At 43.1% G+C, this 21,563-nt stretch carries 15 protein-coding genes; 6 read left to right on the top strand and 9 right to left on the bottom strand.

The annotated features are described in order from the left end of the window. Positions 1-37: 37 nt before the first annotated feature. From ALT761_RS10205 to ALT761_RS10195, 3 genes are all read right to left on the bottom strand, one after another. Positions 38-1,438 (bottom strand): DEAD/DEAH box helicase, encoded by a 1,401-nt coding sequence (locus tag ALT761_RS10205; RefSeq protein WP_129738495.1) that lies wholly within the window; start codon positions 1,436-1,438, stop codon positions 38-40. A 92-nt stretch (positions 1,439-1,530) separates the two neighbouring features. Then, complete coding sequence (locus tag ALT761_RS10200) at positions 1,531-2,187, bottom strand: CoA transferase subunit B (protein ID WP_129738493.1); 657 nt, start codon at positions 2,185-2,187, stop codon at positions 1,531-1,533. After that, entirely contained in the window at positions 2,187-2,918 is a 732-nt protein-coding gene (locus tag ALT761_RS10195; protein WP_129738491.1) for a CoA transferase subunit A, read from the bottom strand. The genes ALT761_RS10200 and ALT761_RS10195 overlap by 1 nt, the downstream gene beginning before the upstream one ends. Positions 2,919-3,136: 218 nt before the next feature. Here ALT761_RS10195 and ALT761_RS10190 point away from each other — a divergent pair, with 218 nt between their 5' ends. Beyond that, on the top strand, positions 3,137-4,024 hold the full coding sequence (locus tag ALT761_RS10190; protein ID WP_129738489.1) for a LysR family transcriptional regulator: 888 nt from the start codon (positions 3,137-3,139) through the stop codon (positions 4,022-4,024). Positions 4,025-4,051: 27 nt separating this feature from the next. Here ALT761_RS10190 and ALT761_RS10185 read toward each other — a convergent pair whose 3' ends face one another. Next, positions 4,052-4,807: a hypothetical protein gene (locus tag ALT761_RS10185; protein ID WP_129738487.1), complete on the bottom strand. Its 756-nt coding sequence runs from the start codon at positions 4,805-4,807 to the stop codon at positions 4,052-4,054. 72 nt (positions 4,808-4,879) lie between these two features. After that, positions 4,880-5,581, bottom strand: coding sequence for a sensor histidine kinase (locus ALT761_RS10180; RefSeq protein ID WP_129738485.1), 702 nt, complete (start codon positions 5,579-5,581; stop codon positions 4,880-4,882). A gap of 245 nt (positions 5,582-5,826) precedes the next feature. Between ALT761_RS10180 and cysB the strand changes: the two genes are divergently transcribed. Continuing rightward, positions 5,827-6,801 carry an HTH-type transcriptional regulator CysB gene (gene cysB / locus ALT761_RS10175; protein WP_013784052.1) on the top strand — a complete coding sequence of 325 codons (975 nt, stop codon included), beginning with the start codon at positions 5,827-5,829 and terminating at the stop codon, positions 6,799-6,801. Positions 6,802-6,976: 175 nt separating this feature from the next. Here cysB and ALT761_RS10170 read toward each other — a convergent pair whose 3' ends face one another. The 3 genes from ALT761_RS10170 to pabB all read right to left on the bottom strand — a co-directional run bounded on the left by ALT761_RS10170 (position 6,977) and on the right by pabB (position 10,599). Next, on the bottom strand, positions 6,977-8,350 hold the full coding sequence (locus tag ALT761_RS10170) for an L-serine ammonia-lyase (RefSeq protein WP_129738483.1): 1,374 nt from the start codon (positions 8,348-8,350) through the stop codon (positions 6,977-6,979). 157 nt (positions 8,351-8,507) lie between these two features. Next, positions 8,508-9,080 carry a CoA pyrophosphatase gene (locus ALT761_RS10165; protein WP_129738481.1) on the bottom strand — a complete coding sequence of 191 codons (573 nt, stop codon included), beginning with the start codon at positions 9,078-9,080 and terminating at the stop codon, positions 8,508-8,510. After that, positions 9,067-10,599 (bottom strand): aminodeoxychorismate synthase component I, encoded by a 1,533-nt coding sequence (pabB, locus tag ALT761_RS10160; RefSeq protein ID WP_129738479.1) that lies wholly within the window; start codon positions 10,597-10,599, stop codon positions 9,067-9,069. The genes ALT761_RS10165 and pabB overlap by 14 nt, the downstream gene beginning before the upstream one ends. Positions 10,600-10,862: 263 nt before the next feature. Here pabB and ALT761_RS10155 point away from each other — a divergent pair, with 263 nt between their 5' ends. Together ALT761_RS10155 and rmuC are read left to right on the top strand one after the other, a co-directional pair. Then, positions 10,863-12,392: a fumarate hydratase gene (locus ALT761_RS10155; protein WP_129738477.1), complete on the top strand. Its 1,530-nt coding sequence runs from the start codon at positions 10,863-10,865 to the stop codon at positions 12,390-12,392. Positions 12,393-12,475: 83 nt separating this feature from the next. Then, positions 12,476-13,867 (top strand): DNA recombination protein RmuC, encoded by a 1,392-nt coding sequence (gene rmuC, locus ALT761_RS10150; protein WP_129738475.1) that lies wholly within the window; start codon positions 12,476-12,478, stop codon positions 13,865-13,867. A gap of 133 nt (positions 13,868-14,000) precedes the next feature. Here the strand turns inward: rmuC and ALT761_RS20885 are convergent, their stop codons facing one another. Next, on the bottom strand, positions 14,001-18,884 hold the full coding sequence (locus ALT761_RS20885; RefSeq protein ID WP_129738473.1) for a S8 family serine peptidase: 4,884 nt from the start codon (positions 18,882-18,884) through the stop codon (positions 14,001-14,003). Positions 18,885-19,398: 514 nt separating this feature from the next. On the opposite strand from ALT761_RS20885, the gene ALT761_RS10140 reads away from it, so the two are divergent. Next, positions 19,399-20,586, top strand: a complete 1,188-nt coding sequence (locus ALT761_RS10140; RefSeq protein ID WP_129738471.1) for a thiamine pyrophosphate-dependent dehydrogenase E1 component subunit alpha — start codon at positions 19,399-19,401, stop codon at positions 20,584-20,586. Continuing rightward, entirely contained in the window at positions 20,586-21,563 is a 978-nt protein-coding gene (locus tag ALT761_RS10135) for an alpha-ketoacid dehydrogenase subunit beta (RefSeq protein WP_129738469.1), read from the top strand. Before ALT761_RS10140 ends, ALT761_RS10135 begins: the two co-directional genes overlap by 1 nt.

The raw sequence follows: 21,563 nt of genomic DNA, 5'->3' as shown, positions 1-21,563 counted from the left end.
AAATCTGTAACCAGAAATTTTCCGGTTTTAGCTATACCTAGCTAGTTTTATCGCTATTATCTAAATCATCATCAACACTGTTATCTACGTTAATGCCAGCTTCAAACTCGGTATCGTCTTCAGGTTCAAGCTCTACTTTTCTTGGCTTACGTTTAACTGGCGCCATACCAATTTCTGTACCTGCCATGGTGTCTACGCGGCGTACTTTCTTAGCAACAGTTGCTTCTGCGCCATCTTGCTTGCTGGCTTTATTTTTCTGCGTATCTTGTTTAGGCGTAGGGGCTTTAATTCCTTTGAATTTAGCAGGTAGTGCTTCGTGTGCCTCGCACTCTAGTTCATATTGTAAATGTGCCTTCAGTGCTATAAAGCTTTTCCAATCGCGTGGGCCAACAAATGAAGCAGCTTCACCTTTTTGACCAGCACGTCCCGTCCTACCAATACGGTGAATGTATTCATCCGCATTTTTTGGTAAATCGAAATTAATAACCAAACCAACTTTAGATAAATCTAAACCTCGTGATGCCACATCGGTAGTCACCAAAACAGAATGCTGGCCTCGGGCGAACTCACTCATAATTGCAGCACGTTGATTTTGTGGTAAGTCGCCACGTAAGGCGATGGCTTCAAGCTTGTCTTTGTTTAACATGGTGGTTAAACGGTCGGTATCTTCACGTGTTGCGGTAAAGACAATAGCTTGGTTATAAGTACGGTTTGAAATTTCGTGATGAAGTAGGGCGTCTTTATGCTCGATATTATCAGCAAAGAAACACTGTTGTTGAATATCGCCATGGTGCGCCGTTGAATCACCTACCGATACACGCACTGCAGCTTTTGTTAAACGCGCAGTCATGTAATTAAGTTCTATGCTATCTAACGTAGCTGAAAACAGCATGGTTTGGCGCTTACGGTGGTTCGCAAATTCGTTAATCATGTTTAGCTGTTCTGAAAAGCCTAAATCAAGCATGCGATCGGCTTCATCAAAAATAAGCAGTTCTAGGCCATTTAAAAATATGCTTTTATCTTTTAAATGATCAGCCACCCGGCCAGCAGTGCCCACAATAATATGTGGGTTACGGCGTAAGGCTTTAACCTGGTCGTTGTAGTTTTCACCGCCCACAACCAACGTGCAAGATAAGTTCAATCCCGTACACATGGTTTTGGCTTCTATGAAAACTTGCTTAGCTAATTCGCGAGTAGGTGCAAGAATAAGCGCGCGAGGGTCTTGTCGACTTAACGCCTTTTGCGACATCAAACGATTAATAGCCGGAATTAAAAATGCGAGTGTCTTACCCGATCCCGTTTTAGATGAGGCAATAATATCTTTACCCTGAATAGCAGGAAGCATACTTTTTTCCTGAATTTCAGTGAGCTCGGTAAAGTTTCTACTTTCGAGTTTAGTAATGATTTTGTGATGAACGGGTAAGTCAGTAACTAGCAAGATTCGGCCTCATGAATAATATCATCGCGTATTATCCCTTAAAGGCCGATATTATGAAAGCTTGCTATGCGTTTACCTTGGCGAAAATGCGGTTATACCTGCATTTCGGTCACATTATCCGATACAACTAACTTACCGCCGGTTTTTGCTTGTATATCTTCAACAGTTACTCCGGGGGCACGTTCTTTTAGTAAAAAGGCACCATCCACCACTTCCATTACCGCAAGATCGGTAATAATTCGGGTTATGCAATTTACACCGGTTAGCGGCAGGGTACATTCACTAAGCAGTTTTGGGTTGCCATGTTTATCAGTGTGAGTCATGGTCACAATTATATTTTTAGCGCCTGCCACTAAGTCCATAGCGCCGCCCATACCTTTTACAAGCTTTCCGGGGATCATCCACGACGCAATATTACCGTTTACGTCTACTTCAAATGCACCAAGCACAGTAAAATCAACGTGACCGCCACGGATCATGGCGAAGCTTTCCGCAGAGTTAAAAATTGAAGCTCCGGTAATGGCGGTAACGGTTTCTTTACCAGCGTTAATCATATCTGCGTCTAGCTCATCTTCCTGAGGGTAGGGGCCCATGCCTAATAAGCCATTTTCAGATTGAAGCATCACGCTAATGCCTTCAGGCACAAAACTGGCGGCCAACGTTGGAATACCTATTCCTAAATTGACATAGTCACCATCTTGGAATTCTTGAGCCACGCGCATTGCTATTTGATCTCGTGATAATGCCATTATTGTGTCTCCTTTGCTGTGGTGTTATGCGCAGTTTTAGAAACAACCCTACGTTCTATGCGCTTTTGAAATTCCCCTTTTATGACTCTATTTACATAGATGCCGGGCGTATGAATTTCGCTAGGGTTTAGCTCACCTGGCTCAACAATCTCTTCTGCTTCAACAACGGTAATTGTGCCCGCGGTGGCTGCCATAGGGTTGAAGTTCTGTGCGGTATGACGATAAACGCAGTTTCCATATCGGTCGGCTTTCCACGCTTTTACAATGGCGAAGTCGCCCTTAATAGCTTCTTCTAAAATATAAGGTCGGCCATTAAACGTTTTCACTTCCTTACCTTCGCCTACAGGCGTGCCATAGCCTGTAGCAGTATAAAATGCAGGAATACCTGCACCACCAGCACGCATCTTCTCGGCTAGCGTGCCTTGCGGCGTAAGTTCAACTTCAAGCTCGCCATTTAATAATTGCTTTTCAAACAGGGCGTTTTCGCCTACATAAGAAGACACCATTTTTTGAATTTGTTTGTCTTCTAACAAGATGCCCAGTCCAAAACCATCTACACCACAGTTATTAGAAACCACAGTAAGGCCTTTAGTGCCCATCGTTTTAACTTGAGCAATCAGGCCTTCTGGAATGCCGCATAGCCCAAAACCACCAGCAATAACTGTCATACCATCGGTCAGCCCGTCCATGGCTTCTTGATAGGTAGTGACGACTTTGTCAAATCCCGACATGGTACTTCCCCTTAAATTTAGCATTAATAAAATGTGTTAAGTAAAAGTATCAACAATGTTATCAATTATGTAAAATTGAATTAATCACTCAATTAATAAGTTTTATTTATTAATTGAGTGATTAGTGATGGTTGTTAATTTTTCGGATTTCGGGCAAGTCAATGTGTTGGCTATCTTGTCGGTTATCCTTTCAAACATAGGGTGTAGGTCTTAGTTGAATGAATATTTCATACAGAAATTTACAGGCTTTTATTCACGTAGCGCAATCAAGTACCTTCGCTGAGGCTGCTATTAAGCTTCACCTTACCCAGCCAGCCCTTTCGTCTGCAATAAAGAAAATGGAAGAGCAGCTAGGTGGGAAATTGTTTAGTCGCAGCACCAGGCATGTGGCATTAACCAAAGAAGGTGAAGCCTTATTACCTAACGCCATTAGAATAATGCGGGACTGGGACGACACTTTTGGTGATATTCAGAACCTTTTCGCCATGGCTAAAGGGCGCCTAACCATTGCGGCTATGCCTTCCTTTGCCGAATCACATTTACCGCATTTACTTAAACGGTATCACCAACTTGCGCCCAATATTAACCTGCGTATTTTAGATGTGGTGATGGAGAACGTGATTTATGAAGTATCAGAGGGCAGAGCCGAGATGGGCTTCACCTTCGAACCGCAGCAGAATGAGGGGCTTATATTTACACCTCTTTTCGACGATTGTTTTGTGGTGGTGGTCAACCCCCAGCATGAATTGGCAAAAGCAAAAACGGTTAATTGGGAAACGTGTATCGAATACCCTATGGTAATGATGAATAGGGGGTCGGCAGTAAGAATGTGGACACAACAGAAGATAAGTACCGTGGGTGAAGCCGTTATTGTTGCCGAAACAGGGCAGTTGGGTACCCTTGGTCAGCTAATTAAGCAGGGGTTAGGCATCGCTATTATGCCATCGCTGTGCATTACGTCGATGGAAAGCATAGGGCTAACCGTGCTTAAAATGGAAGAAGACCCCTTGGTGAAAAGGGTGGGCATGGTGAAAAACGCCAAGCGTGATATGTCAGTGGCTGGTCAAGCATTATGGACTGAGGTTTTACATCACTACCACAGGTAAAGTGTCAAATGCTGATAAACAGGTGCGTTACCATTTCTTCTTAGGCGCAAATAACTCATCCAATTCATCACGCTCTTCTTCTTGTTTCTTCGCTCTATCTTGTGCGTTAACGCTTTTAAGGTTGTTTTGAATTTCTGACAACCATTCATGCAGTGTGGCCAAACGAGTCTGTGTGTATTCATCTTGCTGATTTTGATTTTCTAGCGCAGTCTTTGCTTTTTCGTAATACTGACGGGCTGAACCTAACATGTTCGACTGCTGTGCAGCTCTGCCGCGTTTGATTAGCGTTTCAACATTAACCTTAATTTGTAAGCGTTCTAATTGTTTGTCTTCGTCATAAAACACTTTGCTTTCAACTTTGCCTTTACTGTGTTCTGAACGAAGTAAAATGCGAAGTTTTTTAACAGCCTGTATGTACTGAATAATAAGTTTGTCATTATCGGGTAAAACGAATTCCTTAGCGCTTACCGAATCAGGGTTTTGTGAAGCGGATTTTTGCTCTGCATTGGCAAGTTTTTGTTTTGTTTCTGGCGTACCACCAAGCTCATTGACGGTTTTAAGCGCACCTAAAACCCGGTTATCCAAGATTTGTAACATGCGGCCTGAAATAGGCATGTTTGAGCAAGCTAGAATAACATTCTCTGTTTCATCAATAACAGCGCGTTGTTTAGCCAGATCTGCCCGACGCTCCGAGTCAGCCTTAGCGCGATGTTGCTGCATAGCATTTATAAAAATTGCCGCTATCAGTAAAACAACAATCAGAATTATTATTATCATGTACATGCGCGTATTTCCGTTTAATACTTAATTCGAATTATATGCTGGCTTTCACTGCCAAACTATTATGCGTTAATGTTACGGTATTTTTACCCTAAATACACTTCCGCCAAGAGAACCGCCATTGCTTAAAGAAATCTCTCCTTGCTGTTTGCCTTGCGAGTGAGCAGATGCAATAAGTCTAGTAAAGAAAAGACCTAACCCTGTTCTACCTTGACTAAGCTGAAAATCGGCTAAGTCTTCGTGACTTTTTTCAAGCATAGACGTTGGATAGCCGATGCCATCATCTTCCACGCAAATATGTAGGCAGTCATCTTCAACCTGTGCTGAAATACAAATTTGAGAGGTACCATACCGAAGGGCATTTACCAATACGTCGTTAATTAATAGGTATATAAGCTCTCTATCTAAATACCAACTTAAATTGAGGTCGACATTCGCCTTAACCACAATTTCTTTTTGTTCAATGTAAATATTATTAGACCCAACTACATCGTCTATTAAGTCACTAACAAAGCATTCATCTACTGTTATCGGCAGACTTTCTAATTCTGCACGATAAAGTGATAAAATTTGTACTAAATTGGTATTAAGCCGCGATGCTTCGTAATGCACACTAGCCACTTGCTCTCGTGCTTTACTATTTTCAGGGGCTAAATCATTAGAAAGATTTTCAATTGACTGAATAAGAAGAAACAACGAATTTTTCATATCGTGCACAGCAGCTGCTAGCACCGACGAAAAGTCGATAGGAGAGGTAAGTTGCTTTTTTTCACTCATATGAATAAAACCCGTTATTTTCCTTAAATTTGAAGGTGTTGTACCAATTAAAACATCTGTAAGGATAAAGGAAAACAATTATTCAGTAGGTAACCCATTTTCAGTATTACTTATTTAGCGCAAAATTACCTACTATTTTGTGGGTTAATCTGTCACTTTTGTAATAGCTTATCGTAATTATTAGTAGTTTTGGTTATAACGATAAGGTTATAGTACACAACTGGTTACAAGGAGCGATGTTTTACATGAAATTACAACAGCTACGTTACATAGTAGAAGTACTTAACAATAATCTGAATGTTTCTGCCACGGCAGAAAGTTTATATACCTCTCAACCGGGCATTAGTAAGCAGGTGAGAATGCTAGAGGATGAGTTGGGTGTACAGATTTTTGGGCGTAGTGGTAAGCATCTAACCCATGTTACTGATGCCGGAAACGATGTCATTAATATATCCCGCGAAATTTTAGCCAAAGTAGAAAGTATCAAAGCGGTGGCACGGGAGCATACGCTACCCGACCAAGGTAAGCTAAATATCGCCACTACGCATACGCAAGCACGTTATGCGCTACCTGATGTGATCCAAGGTTTTATGAGCAAGTACCCGAAGGTGTCTTTACACATGCATCAAGGGACGCCATCGCAAATCAGTGATCTGGCCGCTAAGGGCGAAGCCGACTTTGCTATCGCTACTGAAGCTTTGCATTTATACAATGATTTAGTGATGTTGCCTTGTTATCACTGGAATCGAAGTGTAATTGTGAATAAAGACCATCCTTTGTCGAAGAAAGGCTCTATTGATATTAGCGATATCGCCAAATACCCCCTTGTAACCTATGTATTTGGTTTTACTGGTCGCTCGGAACTCGACCAAGCGTTTGAGCGTGCAGGCCTTACGCCTAAAATTGTCTTTACCGCCACCGACGCCGATGTCATTAAAACCTATGTGCGGTTAGGTGTGGGTATTGGTGTTATTGCTTCCATGGCCGTTAGCGATGAACTCGATTCAGACTTAGTGAAAATTGATGCAAGTCATTTGTTCGATTACAGCACGACCAAAATAGGCTTTAGAAAGGGCTCTTTCTTACGAAGCTATATGTACGACTTTATTGAGCGCTTTGCACCGCATTTAACGAAAGATAAAGTTGAAAAAGCCATGATGCTGAAAAACAATGATGAAGTTGAAAAGATGTTCAAAGGAGTAACTTTACCGGTAAAGTAAGCTAGATTAGCCAAAAAGCCAAATTTAGCGCGGAAGAGTTAATCGGGTCATTTGGATTAGCTGTTTATGTATGAGAATACGTAACAGAATAAAAAGGCGATTTGCGGTGTTATTACTTAAACCGCCATCGCCTTTTTTGTTTCTACTGGTGCACTAAAGCCAGTTTTTTTAACGGTTAGCATTCAATAATGTTAACCGCCAATCCGCCTCGGGCTGTTTCTTTGTACTTGGTTTTCATGTCGTTACCCGTATCACGCATGGTTTTAATGACTTTATCTAACGATACCTTGTGCTCGCCGCTGCCTCTCAGTGCTAAGCGTGAAGCGTTTATCGCTTTAATTGCACCCATAGCATTGCGTTCAATACAAGGTACCTGTACTAAGCCACCCACGGGGTCGCAAGTTAACCCTAGGTTATGCTCCATACCAATTTCAGCTGCATTTTCTACTGCAGGTACAGTACCGCCCATAATCTCTGCCAGCGCACCCGCAGCCATAGAACATGCCACACCCACTTCACCCTGACAGCCTACTTCAGCACCCGAAATGGATGCATTTTCTTTGTACAAAATACCAATCGCTCCTGCGGTGAGTAAAAAGCGGCTTGCCACTTCTTCATCCACTGGGCGAATAAATTTGTCTACATAATGTAAAACCGCAGGAATAATACCGGCCGCGCCATTGGTGGGCGCAGTTACCACTCGGCCTCCAGCTGCATTTTCTTCATTTACGGCTAAGGCAAATAAGTTTACCCAGTCCATGGTTTGCATAGGGTCAGTAGTATGTTCAGTTTGCAGGCGACGATAAAGCGCCGGCGCACGGCGCACCACTTTAAGACCACCTGGCAATATGCCTTCACTGTCGATGCCACGTTGAACACAGGCTTTCATCACTAACCATATTTCAAACAGCTTTTGTTTTACGGCGTGAGCAGGTTGAAACGTCGTTTCGTTTTTAAGCATAAGGGCGCTAATACTTAACCCATTGTTTTTGCATTGCTCTAGCAGGGCAGCACCAGACTTAAAAGGAAAAGGTACAGTTGCTTGAACGGCACCTGCATGCGCTTTAGTGGCATCAAAGTCTTCTTCTTTTACGATAAAGCCGCCACCAATGCTGTAATACGTTTGCTCACACAGCAGGGTATCGTTTTCATATACGTAAAAAGTAAGTGCATTAGCATGCTTGGGAAGCGTTTTACGGCGGTGAAAAACAATCGCGTTTTTGTTTGGAAATGATATAGGCTTCTCGCCATTTAGGTACAACGATTCTAGGTTTCGTACGTCTTCTAGTAATGGCTCTATTTTATTCACGTCAATGCTTTCAGGCATTTCACCCGATAATCCAAGAATAACGGCTTTACCTGTACCATGACCAATGCCGGTTTGACCTAAAGAGCCAAACAACTCCACTTTAATCGTCGTGATTTTTGAAAACAACGCGGTGTCTGTTGCAAGTGTTTTAGCATATTCAGCACCCGCACGCATGGGGCCAACGGTGTGCGAGCTTGAAGGGCCAATACCCACGCTAAACATATCAAAAACACTAATCATAAAAATACACCCGTCTAAATTACTAATACCTAGATCATGCATGTAGACGGGCTTAACTACAATACAGAAAAGCTAATCAGTTAATTAGAATTGCTAATGTGTTGTAAAGAAATATTTAACGGCACGCAAGGGTAGGTGTGTTTGAGAGTAAGTGAGCTTAAGGGTGAATATGGTGAGACAAGTTTCGTAGTATGGCGGCCGTAGCGCCCCAAATCATATGTTCATTCCACGGAATAAAATAGATAGGTGATGAACGCTTACCTTTACGAGCAGTATGAATAAGATGATTTTTGCGATTCAGCACATGAGCTAATGGAACCTCAAAAGCACTTTCTACTTCGTTAGGGTCGATAACAGGCGTGAAGCTTGGTTCAACAAAACCAACAACCGGGGCTATCTGATAACCGCTTACTGTCCTGTAATTGGGCAACACACCAATAATTTCTACGTTTTCAGAAGGCATGCCTATTTCTTCGTGGGCTTCTCTAAGAGCGGCATCGAAAACGCTGTTATCTACTTCATCTACTGCGCCACCGGGGAAACTAATTTGCCCTGGATGATGACGTAAGTGATGTGCACGCTCTGTGAGCAACACCGTCAGCTCATTACCATAATCCATTAAAGGGATTAATACCGCAGCAGGCCTACCTCTAGATTTAAGCGGGTAATCGGGCTCTCGGTGCGTTTGACGCAGATGGTGAAATTGGCGGAGGAAATCAGCTCTGTTCACGGCCCGCTCCAAAGTGGGAGGTTAGCACTGGCAGAATTTTAGACACTTTATCCAAGGTTTCTTTGTACTCGTCATTAGCCACTGAATCTAAAACAATACCACCACCAGCCCAGCAATGCAGCTGGTTATTCTCCGCAAGCAGCGTACGAATACAAATGCTTGAGTCCATATCTTCACGAAAGCCCATATAAAAAATGCTGCCGCAATAGATATTGCGTCTATGTACTTCAAGCTCGTCTATAATTTCCATGGCCCTAATTTTAGGTGCGCCTGTAATAGAACCGCCAGGAAATGAGGAGGCAAGTAAATCTAATGGCGTTGCATTGTCGTTAAGTTCGCCGACAACCGTGCTTACCAAATGATGCACTGCTTCATAGCTTTCTAAGGCAAATAACTCAGGTACTTTTACTGAATGAGGCTTGCAGTGTTTTGAAAGATCATTACGCAGTAAATCAACAATCATAAGGTTTTCCGCACGATCTTTCGATGCAGTAAGCAAAGACTGAGCACTTTGTGCATCTTTCGCTTCATCACTAAACCGTGGGCGAGTGCCTTTAATCGGTTTAGTTTCCACCACGCCCTGCTTAACACTAATAAAGCGTTCGGGGGAAATACTCAAAATAGTGCTGTTTTTTAATTGAATGAATGCGGAAAAGGGCGCTTGGTTACTTTCTCGTAGGGCGCGATAAGCGTGCCAGCAATCGCCCGTATATGAAGCTGAGAACCGCTGGGCCATGTTTACTTGATAACAGTCACCCGCTTTTAAGTAATCATGAATTCGTTCAATACATCCAATATAGACTTCTTTTGTCAGGTTAGATTTCCAATCACTGGTTAATGAAAACGGCGTTTTAGCAATATCATCACCATGTGTTTTCTCATCATTGATGGAGGCTAAAGAGACGCGCCCTTTATGGTCGTTTTCATCGCAAAAATCGCCAGTATCAGCATTATTTTTAAAATCAGTAGTAAAATTAGGCTGAATGATAAAGTCAGGTGGCGAGGTTTCACCTGTCGCCGAGCAAAAATACAAGGTACCTGTTACCGTATCCTCAATTAAAGATGATAAGTAAAGCCCTACTGAAAAGTCTGGGGTGGTATAGGTTTGCGCCGAATTTGCTGGAAGCTTTTCGTAATAGCGCCCTGCATCGTAACCAGCAAAACCCGTTACGCCTACAATAAAAGGGAGTTGTTTAGCTAATGATTGGCTAGTCTCATCTACCTTAAGATTGGCCACTGATCCATGAAGGTAGTGCGTGACGGCTTCAAAAGGCTGAAAGTCAGTTGTGAATGCCTTCTCGCCATCTAATTGCACTAGAGGGGCTTCACCGTGCTTGGCCGTTACGGTAGCGCTAGGCTCCCATACCATCACATTGTAGCGACCATTGCTTTTCGTGGAGCCACAGGTATCAAGCAAAACGGCTCCCGCGCGGTGGGCAACCCGCTCAAAAATATCTATAAGGCAAAGGGAAAACGATGTGCTGATTGGCGTAATGGTAACTTGCGATGTTGCGGGCATTAAAAACTAACTCTATACATCAGGTTAAGAAGAATGTTGTCGGCATTGAAGCTGCGTTAAATGGGTACTGGAAAATTAACTAAACCGTATTAGCACGCTATCTAACAGCTAACGTTAGCTAAGCGCGTTAAATTTACCTGCACAAGTTTGTTTTATCGCAAAGCTTCACCCATATTTTACATGGTACGGTGCCAACAGATGCGCTAGTATACGCTTTTTTAGCAGGCTAAGACCACGAAAGCAAAATAAAAAAAGAGGATGTCATGACCGTTATCCGCCAACAGGACTTCATTGATAGCATTGAAGATTCCCTACAGTTTATTTCTTACTATCACCCGCTCGACTACGTTAAAGCCGTAGAAGCAGCGTATAACCGAGAAGAAAGCCAAGCAGCTAAAGATGCGATGGCACAAATCCTTATTAACTCTAGAATGTCAGCTGAAGGCAAACGTCCTTTATGTCAAGACACCGGTATTGTGACCTGCTTTGTAAAAGTAGGTATGGGTGTGACATGGGATAAAACCGACATGACTGTTCAACAGATGGTTGATGAAGGTACTCGCCGCGCTTATCTAAATCCAGATAACCCCTTGCGCGCTTCTATCGTTGCCGATCCCGCGGGCGCGCGAACCAATACCAAAGACAACACTCCGTCAGTTGTGCACATTGATATGGTGCCAGGTGAAAAAGTTGAGGTGATGATTGCGGCAAAAGGCGGCGGCTCAGAAAACAAATCTAAAATGGTAATGTTAAACCCTAGCGATAATATTGCTGACTGGGTAGTGAAAACGTTGCCAACCATGGGCGCTGGCTGGTGTCCACCTGGCATGTTAGGCATAGGCATTGGTGGTACAGCTGAAAAAGCAGCAGTACTCGCTAAAGAAAGCTTAATGGATCCGGTAGATATTCAAGAGCTGATTGCTCGTGGCGCAGAAACCACAGATGAAAAGCTACGTGTTGAAATTTTCGAGCGCGTGAATCAATTGGGTATTGGTGCTCAAGGCCTAGGTGGCTTAACGACCGTAGTAGACGTTAAAATTATGTCTTTGCCTACCCATGCGGCGTCTAAGCCTGTGGCGATGATCCCTAACTGTGCAGCAACCCGACATGCACATTTTCATTTAGATGGCTCAGGTCCAGCTGAACTTACGCCGCCTAAATTAGAAGATTGGCCAGAGGTAACGTGGGAAGTGGGTGAAAACACCCGTCGTGTTAACCTTAATGATGTAACCAAAGAAGACATTCAAGACTGGAAAGTGGGTGAAACCGTATTACTTTCTGGAAAAATGTTGACTGGCCGTGACGCAGCGCACAAGCGTATTCAAACTATGCTTGATAACGGTGAAGGTTTACCTGAAGGTGTAGATCTAACCAACCGCTTTATTTATTACGTAGGCCCTGTTGATGCGGTTGGCGATGAAGTAGTAGGCCCAGCGGGTCCAACTACTGCCACTCGTATGGATAAATTCACTGACATGATGTTAGACAAAACAGGCCTTATCGGTATGATAGGTAAAGCAGAGCGTGGCCCTGCAACGGTCAAATCTATTGCAAAGCATCAGTCAGTTTATTTAATGGCCGTAGGTGGTGCAGCATACTTGGTTTCTAAAGCTATCAAGAAGTCACGGGTAGTGGCGTTTGAAGATTTAGGTATGGAAGCCATTTACGAATTTGATGTGGAAGACATGCCTGTTACCGTAGCAGTAGACAGCACAGGCGCTAACGCGCATGAAACTGGACCTGCTATTTGGAAAGCAAAAATTGAAGACTTAGATAAAGCGTTATCTAAGTAATCATACATTTGTGTTTAAAACAGGTGCCAATGGCACCTGTTTTTGTTTATAGTGCTGTATAAATTAACAGTGCGTGTGTGTTTATGTATTCCTTATCTGATTTTCCCCCCCAATATTTGAATGCTGGCTTATTATTACTGGCGTTAACTTTTCTTATTTTGCTAATAGCGACCCGTAGAACACTGAACCAGGCTCACAAAAACATTGCCGAAAAAAATGATGCGTTACTTGCGCAGCAGCAGGCTTACAATGAAACCCAAGAGCGTGTGGGCATGCTGGTTGAAAAATCACGTCAGTATGAGCAGGTTCTAATTGAGAAACATCAACTTAGTGAAACATCAGGCGTGCTGCAAAAAGAGTACAGTAAGTTGCAGGCGCAATACGAAGCGCAAAAGGCTAGGCTTGATGCGCTTATGCAGAATCATGAAGAAAAGCTTGCCTTAATGCATTCGTCAGAACAACGCTTACAAACCCAGTTTGAAAACTTAGCGAATAAAATTTTTGATGAGAAAAGCGCAACCTATCAAACCCAAAGTAAGCATAATATTGAAGCGGTACTAGCACCCTTCAAATCCCAATTAGATGGCTTTAAACAACAAATTTCAGAACAACATATTCGTGAAGGACAAGAGCGGGCATCACTAAAAACGGAAATTTTAAGTTTAAAGGCGTTGAATCAGCGCATAACCGAAGAAGCATCAGCGTTAACCAATGCCCTTAAAGGCGACAATAAAAAGCAGGGGAATTGGGGCGAGGTTATTTTAGAGCGCATACTCAAAGAATCTGGTCTTCGCGAAGGCCATGAATTTGAAACCCAAGTGTCGGCACAATCTGAACAGGGTAGGCGATTGCAACCCGATGTTGTGGTGCATTTACCGAATGACAAAGACGTGATTATCGATTCCAAGGTAAGCTTAGCGGCGTACGAGCAATATTTTAATTGCGACGATGACGCTAGCCGCAAACAGTATCTCAGTGCACACGTCGCTTCAATCAAAGGCCATATTAAAGGGCTAGGCGCCAAGGAATATCAGTCGCTAAAAGGGCTGCGCACGCTAGATTATGTTTTACTGTTCATACCTATCGAGCCAGCGTTTCTATTGGCCATTGAAGAAGAGCCTGATCTTGTTTCACTCGCCCTCAATCATAATATTATGTTAGTTAGCCCCACGAATTTGCTTGTGGCACTGCGTACCATCAATAATATTTGGCAATACGAGTACCAGAACCAAAACGCGCAACTCATCGCAGAACAAGCAGGAAAGCTATACGATAAATTTGTAGGCTTTGTCTCTGATATTGAAAAGATTGGTAAAGCACTAGATACCGCCCATGGCAGTTATGATGCAGCAATGAATAAGCTCTCAAGTGGGCGTGGAAATTTAGTCCGGCAAGTAGAGAAGTTCAGAGAAATGGGGGTTCAACCGAACAAACGTTTAGATAGTACGTTGTCGAGATTATCAGATGAAGAATAATAAAAGCGTAGTTGACTAGATATAACGTTAGGTAGGTTTAACAATAGCTAGCAATACTCAACAATTCTTCAGATATAAAAAAGGCCGCTTAACAGCGGCCTTTTACGTTTAAGTAATATCTAGGCGATATCGCTTATTTCATTTTACGTCTACGTAAATACACAACTGGAACAAGTAGCAATGTTAACCAACCCATTGAACCACCGCTCTTATCAGTAACGCTTACGGTTACTGTTTCTGTTGTTGTATTTAAGCCATCAAATGCAACCACTTCAAACGTAACAGCAATAGTGCTATTCGTATTAGGCGCTGTAGTCGTTAGACTTGAGCCTGGGATGTCATTGATGGTAAATGTAACGTCATCACCTTCTGGATCTGTTGCTGTAGCAGAAACAGTGATTGACTCACCTTCTTCAACAGTAAACGGAGCCGTGATGTTGATAACAGGTGGTAAGTTATCTTTTATCGTTACATTAGCGGTTGCCATTGAAGTATTACCGTTACTATCAGTAGCAGTAAGCTCAAGCACAATTAACGTATCTTCCGTTACTTCTGGAGCAACTAGGATAGCTTCTTCTATGCCCGCACCTGCAATGATAGCTGCTGGTCCTTCAACTTGCTTCCAAGTAATGTCGACAGCGTCGCCATTAGGCTCTTCTACTAGGCCAGGTAAGTTCAACTCCATTAATTCAACAACTTCTAGTGTTGCCACTGTCATGCCGTTGATAGTTACAACTGGAGGACCTTCAACTTGTAAACCTTCGTAAGTTTCAGATACTGCAGATGCTGCACCAGGGATGTTAGTCACTTCAGACATGGCCATCATTTGAATAGCACCACCAGCGTCATCAGCATTTACCATAACGGTGTAAGCTAATTGAGTAGGGCTGCTATCAACGTCATCAAGATACATACAGATTTGCGTACCAGATGTAATTTCAGCATCAAAGTTAGCATCAAAGAAGTCTTGGCTGTAAGGCGTGTAGTAAGGAGCTTGACCCGTAGCGCCATCAATATCTTCGTAACCAATGGTCACAGGCAAGATACTACCAAGGTCGTGTGTCACGTTATCGTATGAGAATACGATGTTTGGCTGACCTTCAGTTGGCTCATTGAAGAAAACAATTTGGTAATCTGCAATATCAGCGAAATCTTCGCTAAGACCCCAGAATCTCATGTTATCCCATTCAATGATGGTATACGCAGCACCAGCAGTAGCGACAGAAACACCTGTGCCATTAGCAACGTCAAATTCTTGGTCGCGCCATAGCGGAGCAATAACACCATTTGGATCTGCAACATCTGGAAGGTCTTGGTTAACCCAAGGTGACGAGATAGCAGTACCTAATGTTACAAAACCATCATCAGTAACTGTAACTGCACTATACAATGTGCCTAGGAAGTAAGCAGGAAGTGTATAAGTTCCATCTACTGTGTCCCCATCCAATGTATCATCTATACCAATACCAAAACCGGCTAGGTCGATGTATCCACCGCCTTGACCAAAGTCAGGATTAGCACAGAACGTATCAGTAGCATTAGTAGTAATTGCGTAAGAAGGAGTAGCACCAATTAGCGACTCTTGGGTAATAGACCAAGAAAGCGTATTTTCAGTAGCAACACCATCATGAGACAATGAACCTTCAACTAGCGTAACGTTATCTGGTAGCGTTAGTGAAATTTCATAGTCACGGTCTTCCGTAGTAAAGTTTGGAAGTACGTTTACATAGAAAGTTGCTTCTTCACCTGGTAGAACACGTTCTTCAGATTCTGCAGTTACATAAACATCATCTTCAGCACGAACGATATCAACAGGAATAACGCCAAGGTTATCAACGTTATCAGCATCAGTACCTATTGAAACAGCACCAACGTAGATATCACCTTCAACCGCGTCAGTTAAATCCCATGTAAAGCGTACATCGAATTCAGTTAACTGAGGAATAGCTGAAGGAGCGTCAATAGTTAACCCTTCACCTGGCTGGTTATCAACCATGGCATGCGCTAATACGAAGCTATCTTCAAAACCTTCTTCATCAGATGATGCAGCCCAGTTCTGTACAATTACCCAGTAGCTACCTGCTTCTGGCATTTCAACGCTTACATACTCTTCAGTTGCAGCAGTTGCGGCAACAGCAACTTCTTCATCTTCTTGAGGTATACCATCGGCATTTGAGTCGAACAATATACGCAAATCTAGATCTGGCGACGTAGTATCCATGGTAGCAGCTACTAAACGAAGTGTACCTTCAGGTACTTCAATTTGAGTAATATGCAAACCATCTTCTAAATCATCTAGATAATCGCTGTTGTCTGAATCTTGCGCAACCATACCTTCAACTTTGGTTGCCTTGGTTAGGCCGTAAGACGTAACCTGAAGATCAGTAATCTCAACTGCCATTACATCTTCAAGCAAGTACGAGTCTTGATTACGATGTGCTTCAAAGTCTATTTCATCAGGTAAATTACCGTTAGATGCAACAATTGAAACAGGAAGGTGTAAGTCTGGCGATGAACCAGAAACTAAGTTGATTTGACCAAATGACCAAACGTCACTTTCTGCGCGGAATGCATCAATCTCAATCGTTAACTCTTGAGATTGTCCAGCAGTAAGGTCGAAGGTAGCAGGTGTAACGGTAATTTCTATACCATCAGAAATTCCTATACCGTCTACAGACCAAGAGCCGTCTTTAGTTGCTGTTACGGTACGAGTCCATGTGCACGAACCTACACAGTTGTCGTCAGTAACAGAAGGTAGGTTAAGTGTACGAGGCTCACCACCTAGTGCTGGATCAGCAGAAGCATAATTTGCGTCTGTTTCATCCATAACTAAGCCAGATTGAACTGCTAGGTCTACTTCAATGCGACCTGCGCCCATATCAAACCAATCTGCTGCGGTAACACCATCTTCTTTAAGAACATCGGTGGTAGCCGTCATCATAAGAGCAGAACGTACTTGATCTGGTGTCCACGATGGTTTCTCATGACGTACAAGTGCAGCAGCACCCGCAACATGAGGACCTGACATAGACGTACCTTGAAGGTAGGCGTAATCAGCAGGAGCAGAACCTGTAGAATCTTGACCGTACTGTTCATCAGAGTAAGCAGCATAAATGCTAACGCCCGGCGCAGTTACCGACGGTGTTAGTGTGCTAATTGATGTATTAGGACCACGTGAAGAGAACTCAGCCATAATATCAGCCGCGTCGTCGTCCACTGTTAAAATGCCTTCAGAGGCAGTAATTGAAGCGGTATGGCCTTCACCTTCTGCTAACCATGAACGCAGCATATCACCATTCGTCGCATCAACATGGATACCTGGGATAATATACGCATCGTTATTAACTGATGTTGCACCATCTGCAAGGTTTGCTAGAACGAAACCTGCAGCGCCACCACTTGCAACGTTAGATGCTTTAGCTACACGAGCAATAGCACCACGGTCACAAACAACAATTTCACCCGCGAAAGTATCTTCAGGGAAAGGCTCTAAACATTGTGCTGGATCGCCATCAGGATCGTTTGCATTGGTGTAATCACCTGCATAAACGATTGAACCAGATATCGCGCCAGAGTTACTCTTACCAGCGATAGCACCTAACTCAGTTGCACCACCAGTGAAAGAGATTTCTTTATCATACTCTACACTTCGACCGTGCGTAGAAGCAGCAACAACGGTAATCCACGGTGCGTGTTTCTCAGTTGTTTCTGGATCAGGGCCGCTATTACCCGCAGATTGAGCAATAAAAATGCCCGCGTTACGTGCATTTAACCATGCTGCGTTAAGCGAACCACTCCAAGGGTAGCCACCACCTGAAATAGAGAAGTTGATTACATCAACAATACCTGATTCAACCGCATCGTCTACCGCTGCAGCCATAGCCGCGCCAGTACAACCTGCATAGGTATCACCAGTGTTACCAGGTTGACATACTTGATAAGAAATAATGTTTGAGTGAGGAGCGACACCTGAAATTTGACCAAAGGTAAAACCAGTTGCAACACCATCACTCGCATTTACGTCAAATTCAGCCGTAACTTCACCGACATCGACAAGCACGTTACCTGCTGCAGTACTCGCAGTATGTGAACCGTGTCCGTTGTAATCTTCACCAAAACGTATAGTGCCGTTCTGAGGGAAGATATCGGCATCTGCGTATACGTCAGAGATAGACGGATAGCTATAAATACCAATTAGCTTATCGTTACAACGAACTTCAGCTTCAACCGCACATTCACCTAAGTAAACATCGGCGCCAAGTGGGTTAGTGTGATCGTAACCATCACCACCTACGTCAGCGAAAGAAGGGTGATCACTGTTGATACCAGTATCTAGTACCGCAACAACTACGCCTTCACCTTGACGACCTACGCCGCTTTCATTGGCTGTGCCGTCCCATACTGCAGGAGCGCCAATTAAGATAGGGCCAGTGTCAGTATCAAGTTGATACACTTCATCGCGTTCAACGTTTTTAACACCAGGCAAACGCGCTATGGCTTCTGCCTCAGCTGGCGATACTTTTACCGCAATTGCGTTAAGTGCATATTTATATTCTGCTACAGTTTCTAAAGAACCTACAGCAGACTCTGCTATAGTAATAATTTCTGCTTGTTTCTTCTCAAGGTAAGAGGCATATGCTTTTACTTCTGGAAGAGAAGCGTCTAAGCGTTTGCTAGCAGACGAGTTAGATCGTGTGACTGAAACTTGTTTTTTTAGTTGGGGGTTAGTCGCTTCTAAACCTTCAACACCACCATCGTAGCTCGCTACTGCGTCATCAGAAAGATGTACAAAGTAAATGTAATCTTTATTTTCGAGTCCTTTCTCAGCGGTGTAGAGTGTTTTTGGTGTGGAAACTGATTTAGTGTTCTTGTACTTGTTTATCGATGTCGCTTTAACTGCTTTGAGTTGATCTGCAGTTACAGAAAACGATTCGGTTGCAGATGATAGCTCTGCAGCAGAATGCATGGACATCGACATTAGTGCAGCTGATACAGCTAACGTCACTTTATTATTCACAGGTAACCTCCGTCGGCCTGTTTTTGGGATTTTCCCTGGATGGATGAAATTTCTTATTTTTATTGGCTTTGTTGATCCAATTTTTATTGTCATAACAATGACAATAATATTTCTAGCACAATTTTTTTCACTTTGTAATGAATATTAAACATTAATATGAATTACACATGTTGTTACATTTAGTCATAATTTTTAAGTTGATCTTAGTTAAAAAAAGGGTGTCGATTTTGGCTGCACAACAGTCAATTCGGTATCGTACACCTATCCTCAACCTAAGATACTCTCACCCTATTTTTACAAATAAATGCATCGGGTTATCCTTCTGTTATCATAAAATTAACACTCTCGGTAATTATTAGGATATTAGTTCTATTAAAATTAGATATTGAGAATTTTCATCATATTTAGTTAATAAAGCACTGCTGAAATAGCACAACGCCACCAACATACTTCTACTAGCATAGTTAACATAGCAATCTCGCTTTCGAATCCTTCAAATTGCAGGGAGATTATTGTGGAAGATAGAAATCATCTCGGAAAAATTAAAACAACAAACAGGGTTGAAGTTATCGGCAATGGGTTAATTGATATTCCCATGCTGCAATTGCTCAAACCAGATGGAAGTGAGCATGAATCTGCTCAACTTCCAGAGCTTGACCAAACGTTGGCGTTAAAAATTCACGACACCATGGAATACATCAGAATTCTCGATGAGCGAATGGTGGCGGCGCAGCGCCAAGGTCGAATTAGCTTTTATTTAGCAAGTACTGGTGAAGAAGCCGCTGCCGTTGCCAGTGCAGCTGCTTTATCTCCCCATGACATGATCATGAGTCAATACCGTGAACAGGGTGCACTTGCTTTTAGAGGCTATACAACTGATCAATTCATGAATCAAATGTTCAGTAATAAAGCCGACCCCAATAAAGGAAGGCAGATGCCTATCCATTATGGTGATAAAGCGCTGAATTTTATGACTATATCATCACCATTAGGAACCCAAATACCACAAGCATCAGGTTATGCTTATGGGCAAAAAATGGCAGGAAATGAGGCCATCACTATTTGTTACTTTGGCGAAGGCGCAGCCTCAGAAGGGGATTTCCATGCAGGCATAAATATGGCTGCGGTACTCAATTGCCCGGTAATCTTTTTCTGTCGTAATAATGGGTATGCCATTTCAACGCCGTCAGAAGAACAATTTGCAGGTGATGGTATTGCATCACGCGGAATTGGCTATGGGGTGAAAACGATTCGGGTTGATGGTAATGACCCTATAGCGGTATTCGCCGCGACGCAGGAAGCACGCCGTATAGCGTTAGCAGAAATGTGCCCGGTATTAATAGAAGCCATGACTTACCGACTTGCTGCGCATTCTACGTCTGACGATCCTACTGGTTATCGTTCTAGAGATGAGGAAGATAAATGGCGGGCAAAAGATCCAATTGCACGAATGGCGAATTGGCTTACCCATAAAGGTTGGTTTGATGAAAAGCAAAATAAAGCCAAGGTAGATAAAGCGCGTCAAGACGTACTCGCGGCGCTGAAAGTCAGTGAAACCATTCCTATTTGCGGCATAGAGGAAATAGTTGAAGATGTTTATGACAGTGTACCCTGGCATTTACAAGATCAGCTTACTTCGCTAAAAGCTCATATTAAACAGTACCCTAAAAAATATCCTAAAACGTCTGGGAGTGTTCGCTAATGGCTAAAATGAACTTACTACAGGCAATTAATAACGCGCTAATTACTGCCATGACTGCCGAAGAGAAGGTCATGGTGTTTGGTGAAGACGTGGGACATTTTGGTGGGGTATTTAGAGCTACCAGTCATCTGCAAGAGAAGTTTGGTAAAGGCAGGTGTTTTAACACGCCGCTTACCGAGCAGGGCATTATTGGATTCGCAAACGGGCTTGCATCACAAGGCGCTTTCCCTGTTGCTGAAATTCAGTTCGGTGATTACATTTTCCCCGCGTTCGATCAAATCGTAAATGAAACGGCCAAATGGCGTTATCGTTCAGGCGGACAGTTTGATGTTGGCGGCCTTACCATACGCACGCCATATGGTGGCGGTATATCGGGTGGTCATTATCACAGCCAATCGCCAGAGGCATTTTTCGCACACTGCGCAGGTTTAAAAGTGGTTATTCCACGAGACCCTTACCAAGCTAAAGGCCTGCTTCTAGCATCTATTCGCGATAAAAACCCGGTGCTGTTTCTTGAGCCGAAACGTTTATATCGCGCGTCTATTGCCGATGTACCTGAAGATGATTATGAACTGCCTCTCGGAAAAGCCGATTTGGTACAAGAGGGTACAGATATCACCTTATTGGGGTGGGGTGCACAAATTGAGATTTTGCAAAAAGCCGCTGAAATGGCGCTAGATGATGGCGTGTCTTGTGAAATTATCGATTTGCGCTCAATTTTACCGTGGGACGCCGAAGCGGTAATCAATTCTGTGATGAAAACCGGTCGACTTCTTATTAATCATGAAGCGCCGCTCACTGGCGGCTTCGCCAGTGAAATTGCCGCCACTATCCAAGAAAAATGCTTTTTGTATCTAGAAGCGCCTATTACTCGTGTTTGTGGTTTAGATACACCTTATCCACTTGCTCATGAAACCGAATATATGCCTGATGAAACTAAAACCTACGAAGCTATCAAGCGCTCGTTACATTATTAA

It is taken from the genome of Alteromonas sp. 76-1 (assembly GCF_900654235.1).
In the GTDB taxonomy this organism is placed as follows: domain Bacteria; phylum Pseudomonadota; class Gammaproteobacteria; order Enterobacterales; family Alteromonadaceae; genus Alteromonas; species Alteromonas naphthalenivorans.
The sequence above is the reverse complement of the archived record's forward strand: the minus strand, read 5'-3'. Positions and strand labels throughout refer to the sequence as shown.

Excerpts from the sequence above, each read along its gene's own strand:
- ALT761_RS10200 (WP_129738493.1), bottom strand. The coding sequence starts at position 2,187 with ATGGCATTATCACGAGATCAAATAGCAATGCGCGTGGCTCAAGAATTC.
- ALT761_RS10195 (WP_129738491.1), bottom strand. The coding sequence starts at position 2,918 with ATGTCGGGATTTGACAAAGTCGTCACTACCTATCAAGAAGCCATGGAC.
- ALT761_RS10190 (WP_129738489.1), top strand. The coding sequence starts at position 3,137 with ATGAATATTTCATACAGAAATTTACAGGCTTTTATTCACGTAGCGCAA.
- ALT761_RS10185 (WP_129738487.1), bottom strand. The coding sequence starts at position 4,807 with ATGTACATGATAATAATAATTCTGATTGTTGTTTTACTGATAGCGGCA.
- ALT761_RS10180 (WP_129738485.1), bottom strand. The coding sequence starts at position 5,581 with ATGAGTGAAAAAAAGCAACTTACCTCTCCTATCGACTTTTCGTCGGTG.
- cysB (WP_013784052.1), top strand. The coding sequence starts at position 5,827 with ATGAAATTACAACAGCTACGTTACATAGTAGAAGTACTTAACAATAAT.
- ALT761_RS10170 (WP_129738483.1), bottom strand. The coding sequence starts at position 8,350 with ATGATTAGTGTTTTTGATATGTTTAGCGTGGGTATTGGCCCTTCAAGC.
- pabB (WP_129738479.1), bottom strand. The coding sequence starts at position 10,599 with ATGCCCGCAACATCGCAAGTTACCATTACGCCAATCAGCACATCGTTT.
- ALT761_RS10155 (WP_129738477.1), top strand. The coding sequence starts at position 10,863 with ATGACCGTTATCCGCCAACAGGACTTCATTGATAGCATTGAAGATTCC.
- rmuC (WP_129738475.1), top strand. The coding sequence starts at position 12,476 with ATGTATTCCTTATCTGATTTTCCCCCCCAATATTTGAATGCTGGCTTA.
- ALT761_RS10135 (WP_129738469.1), top strand. The coding sequence starts at position 20,586 with ATGGCTAAAATGAACTTACTACAGGCAATTAATAACGCGCTAATTACT.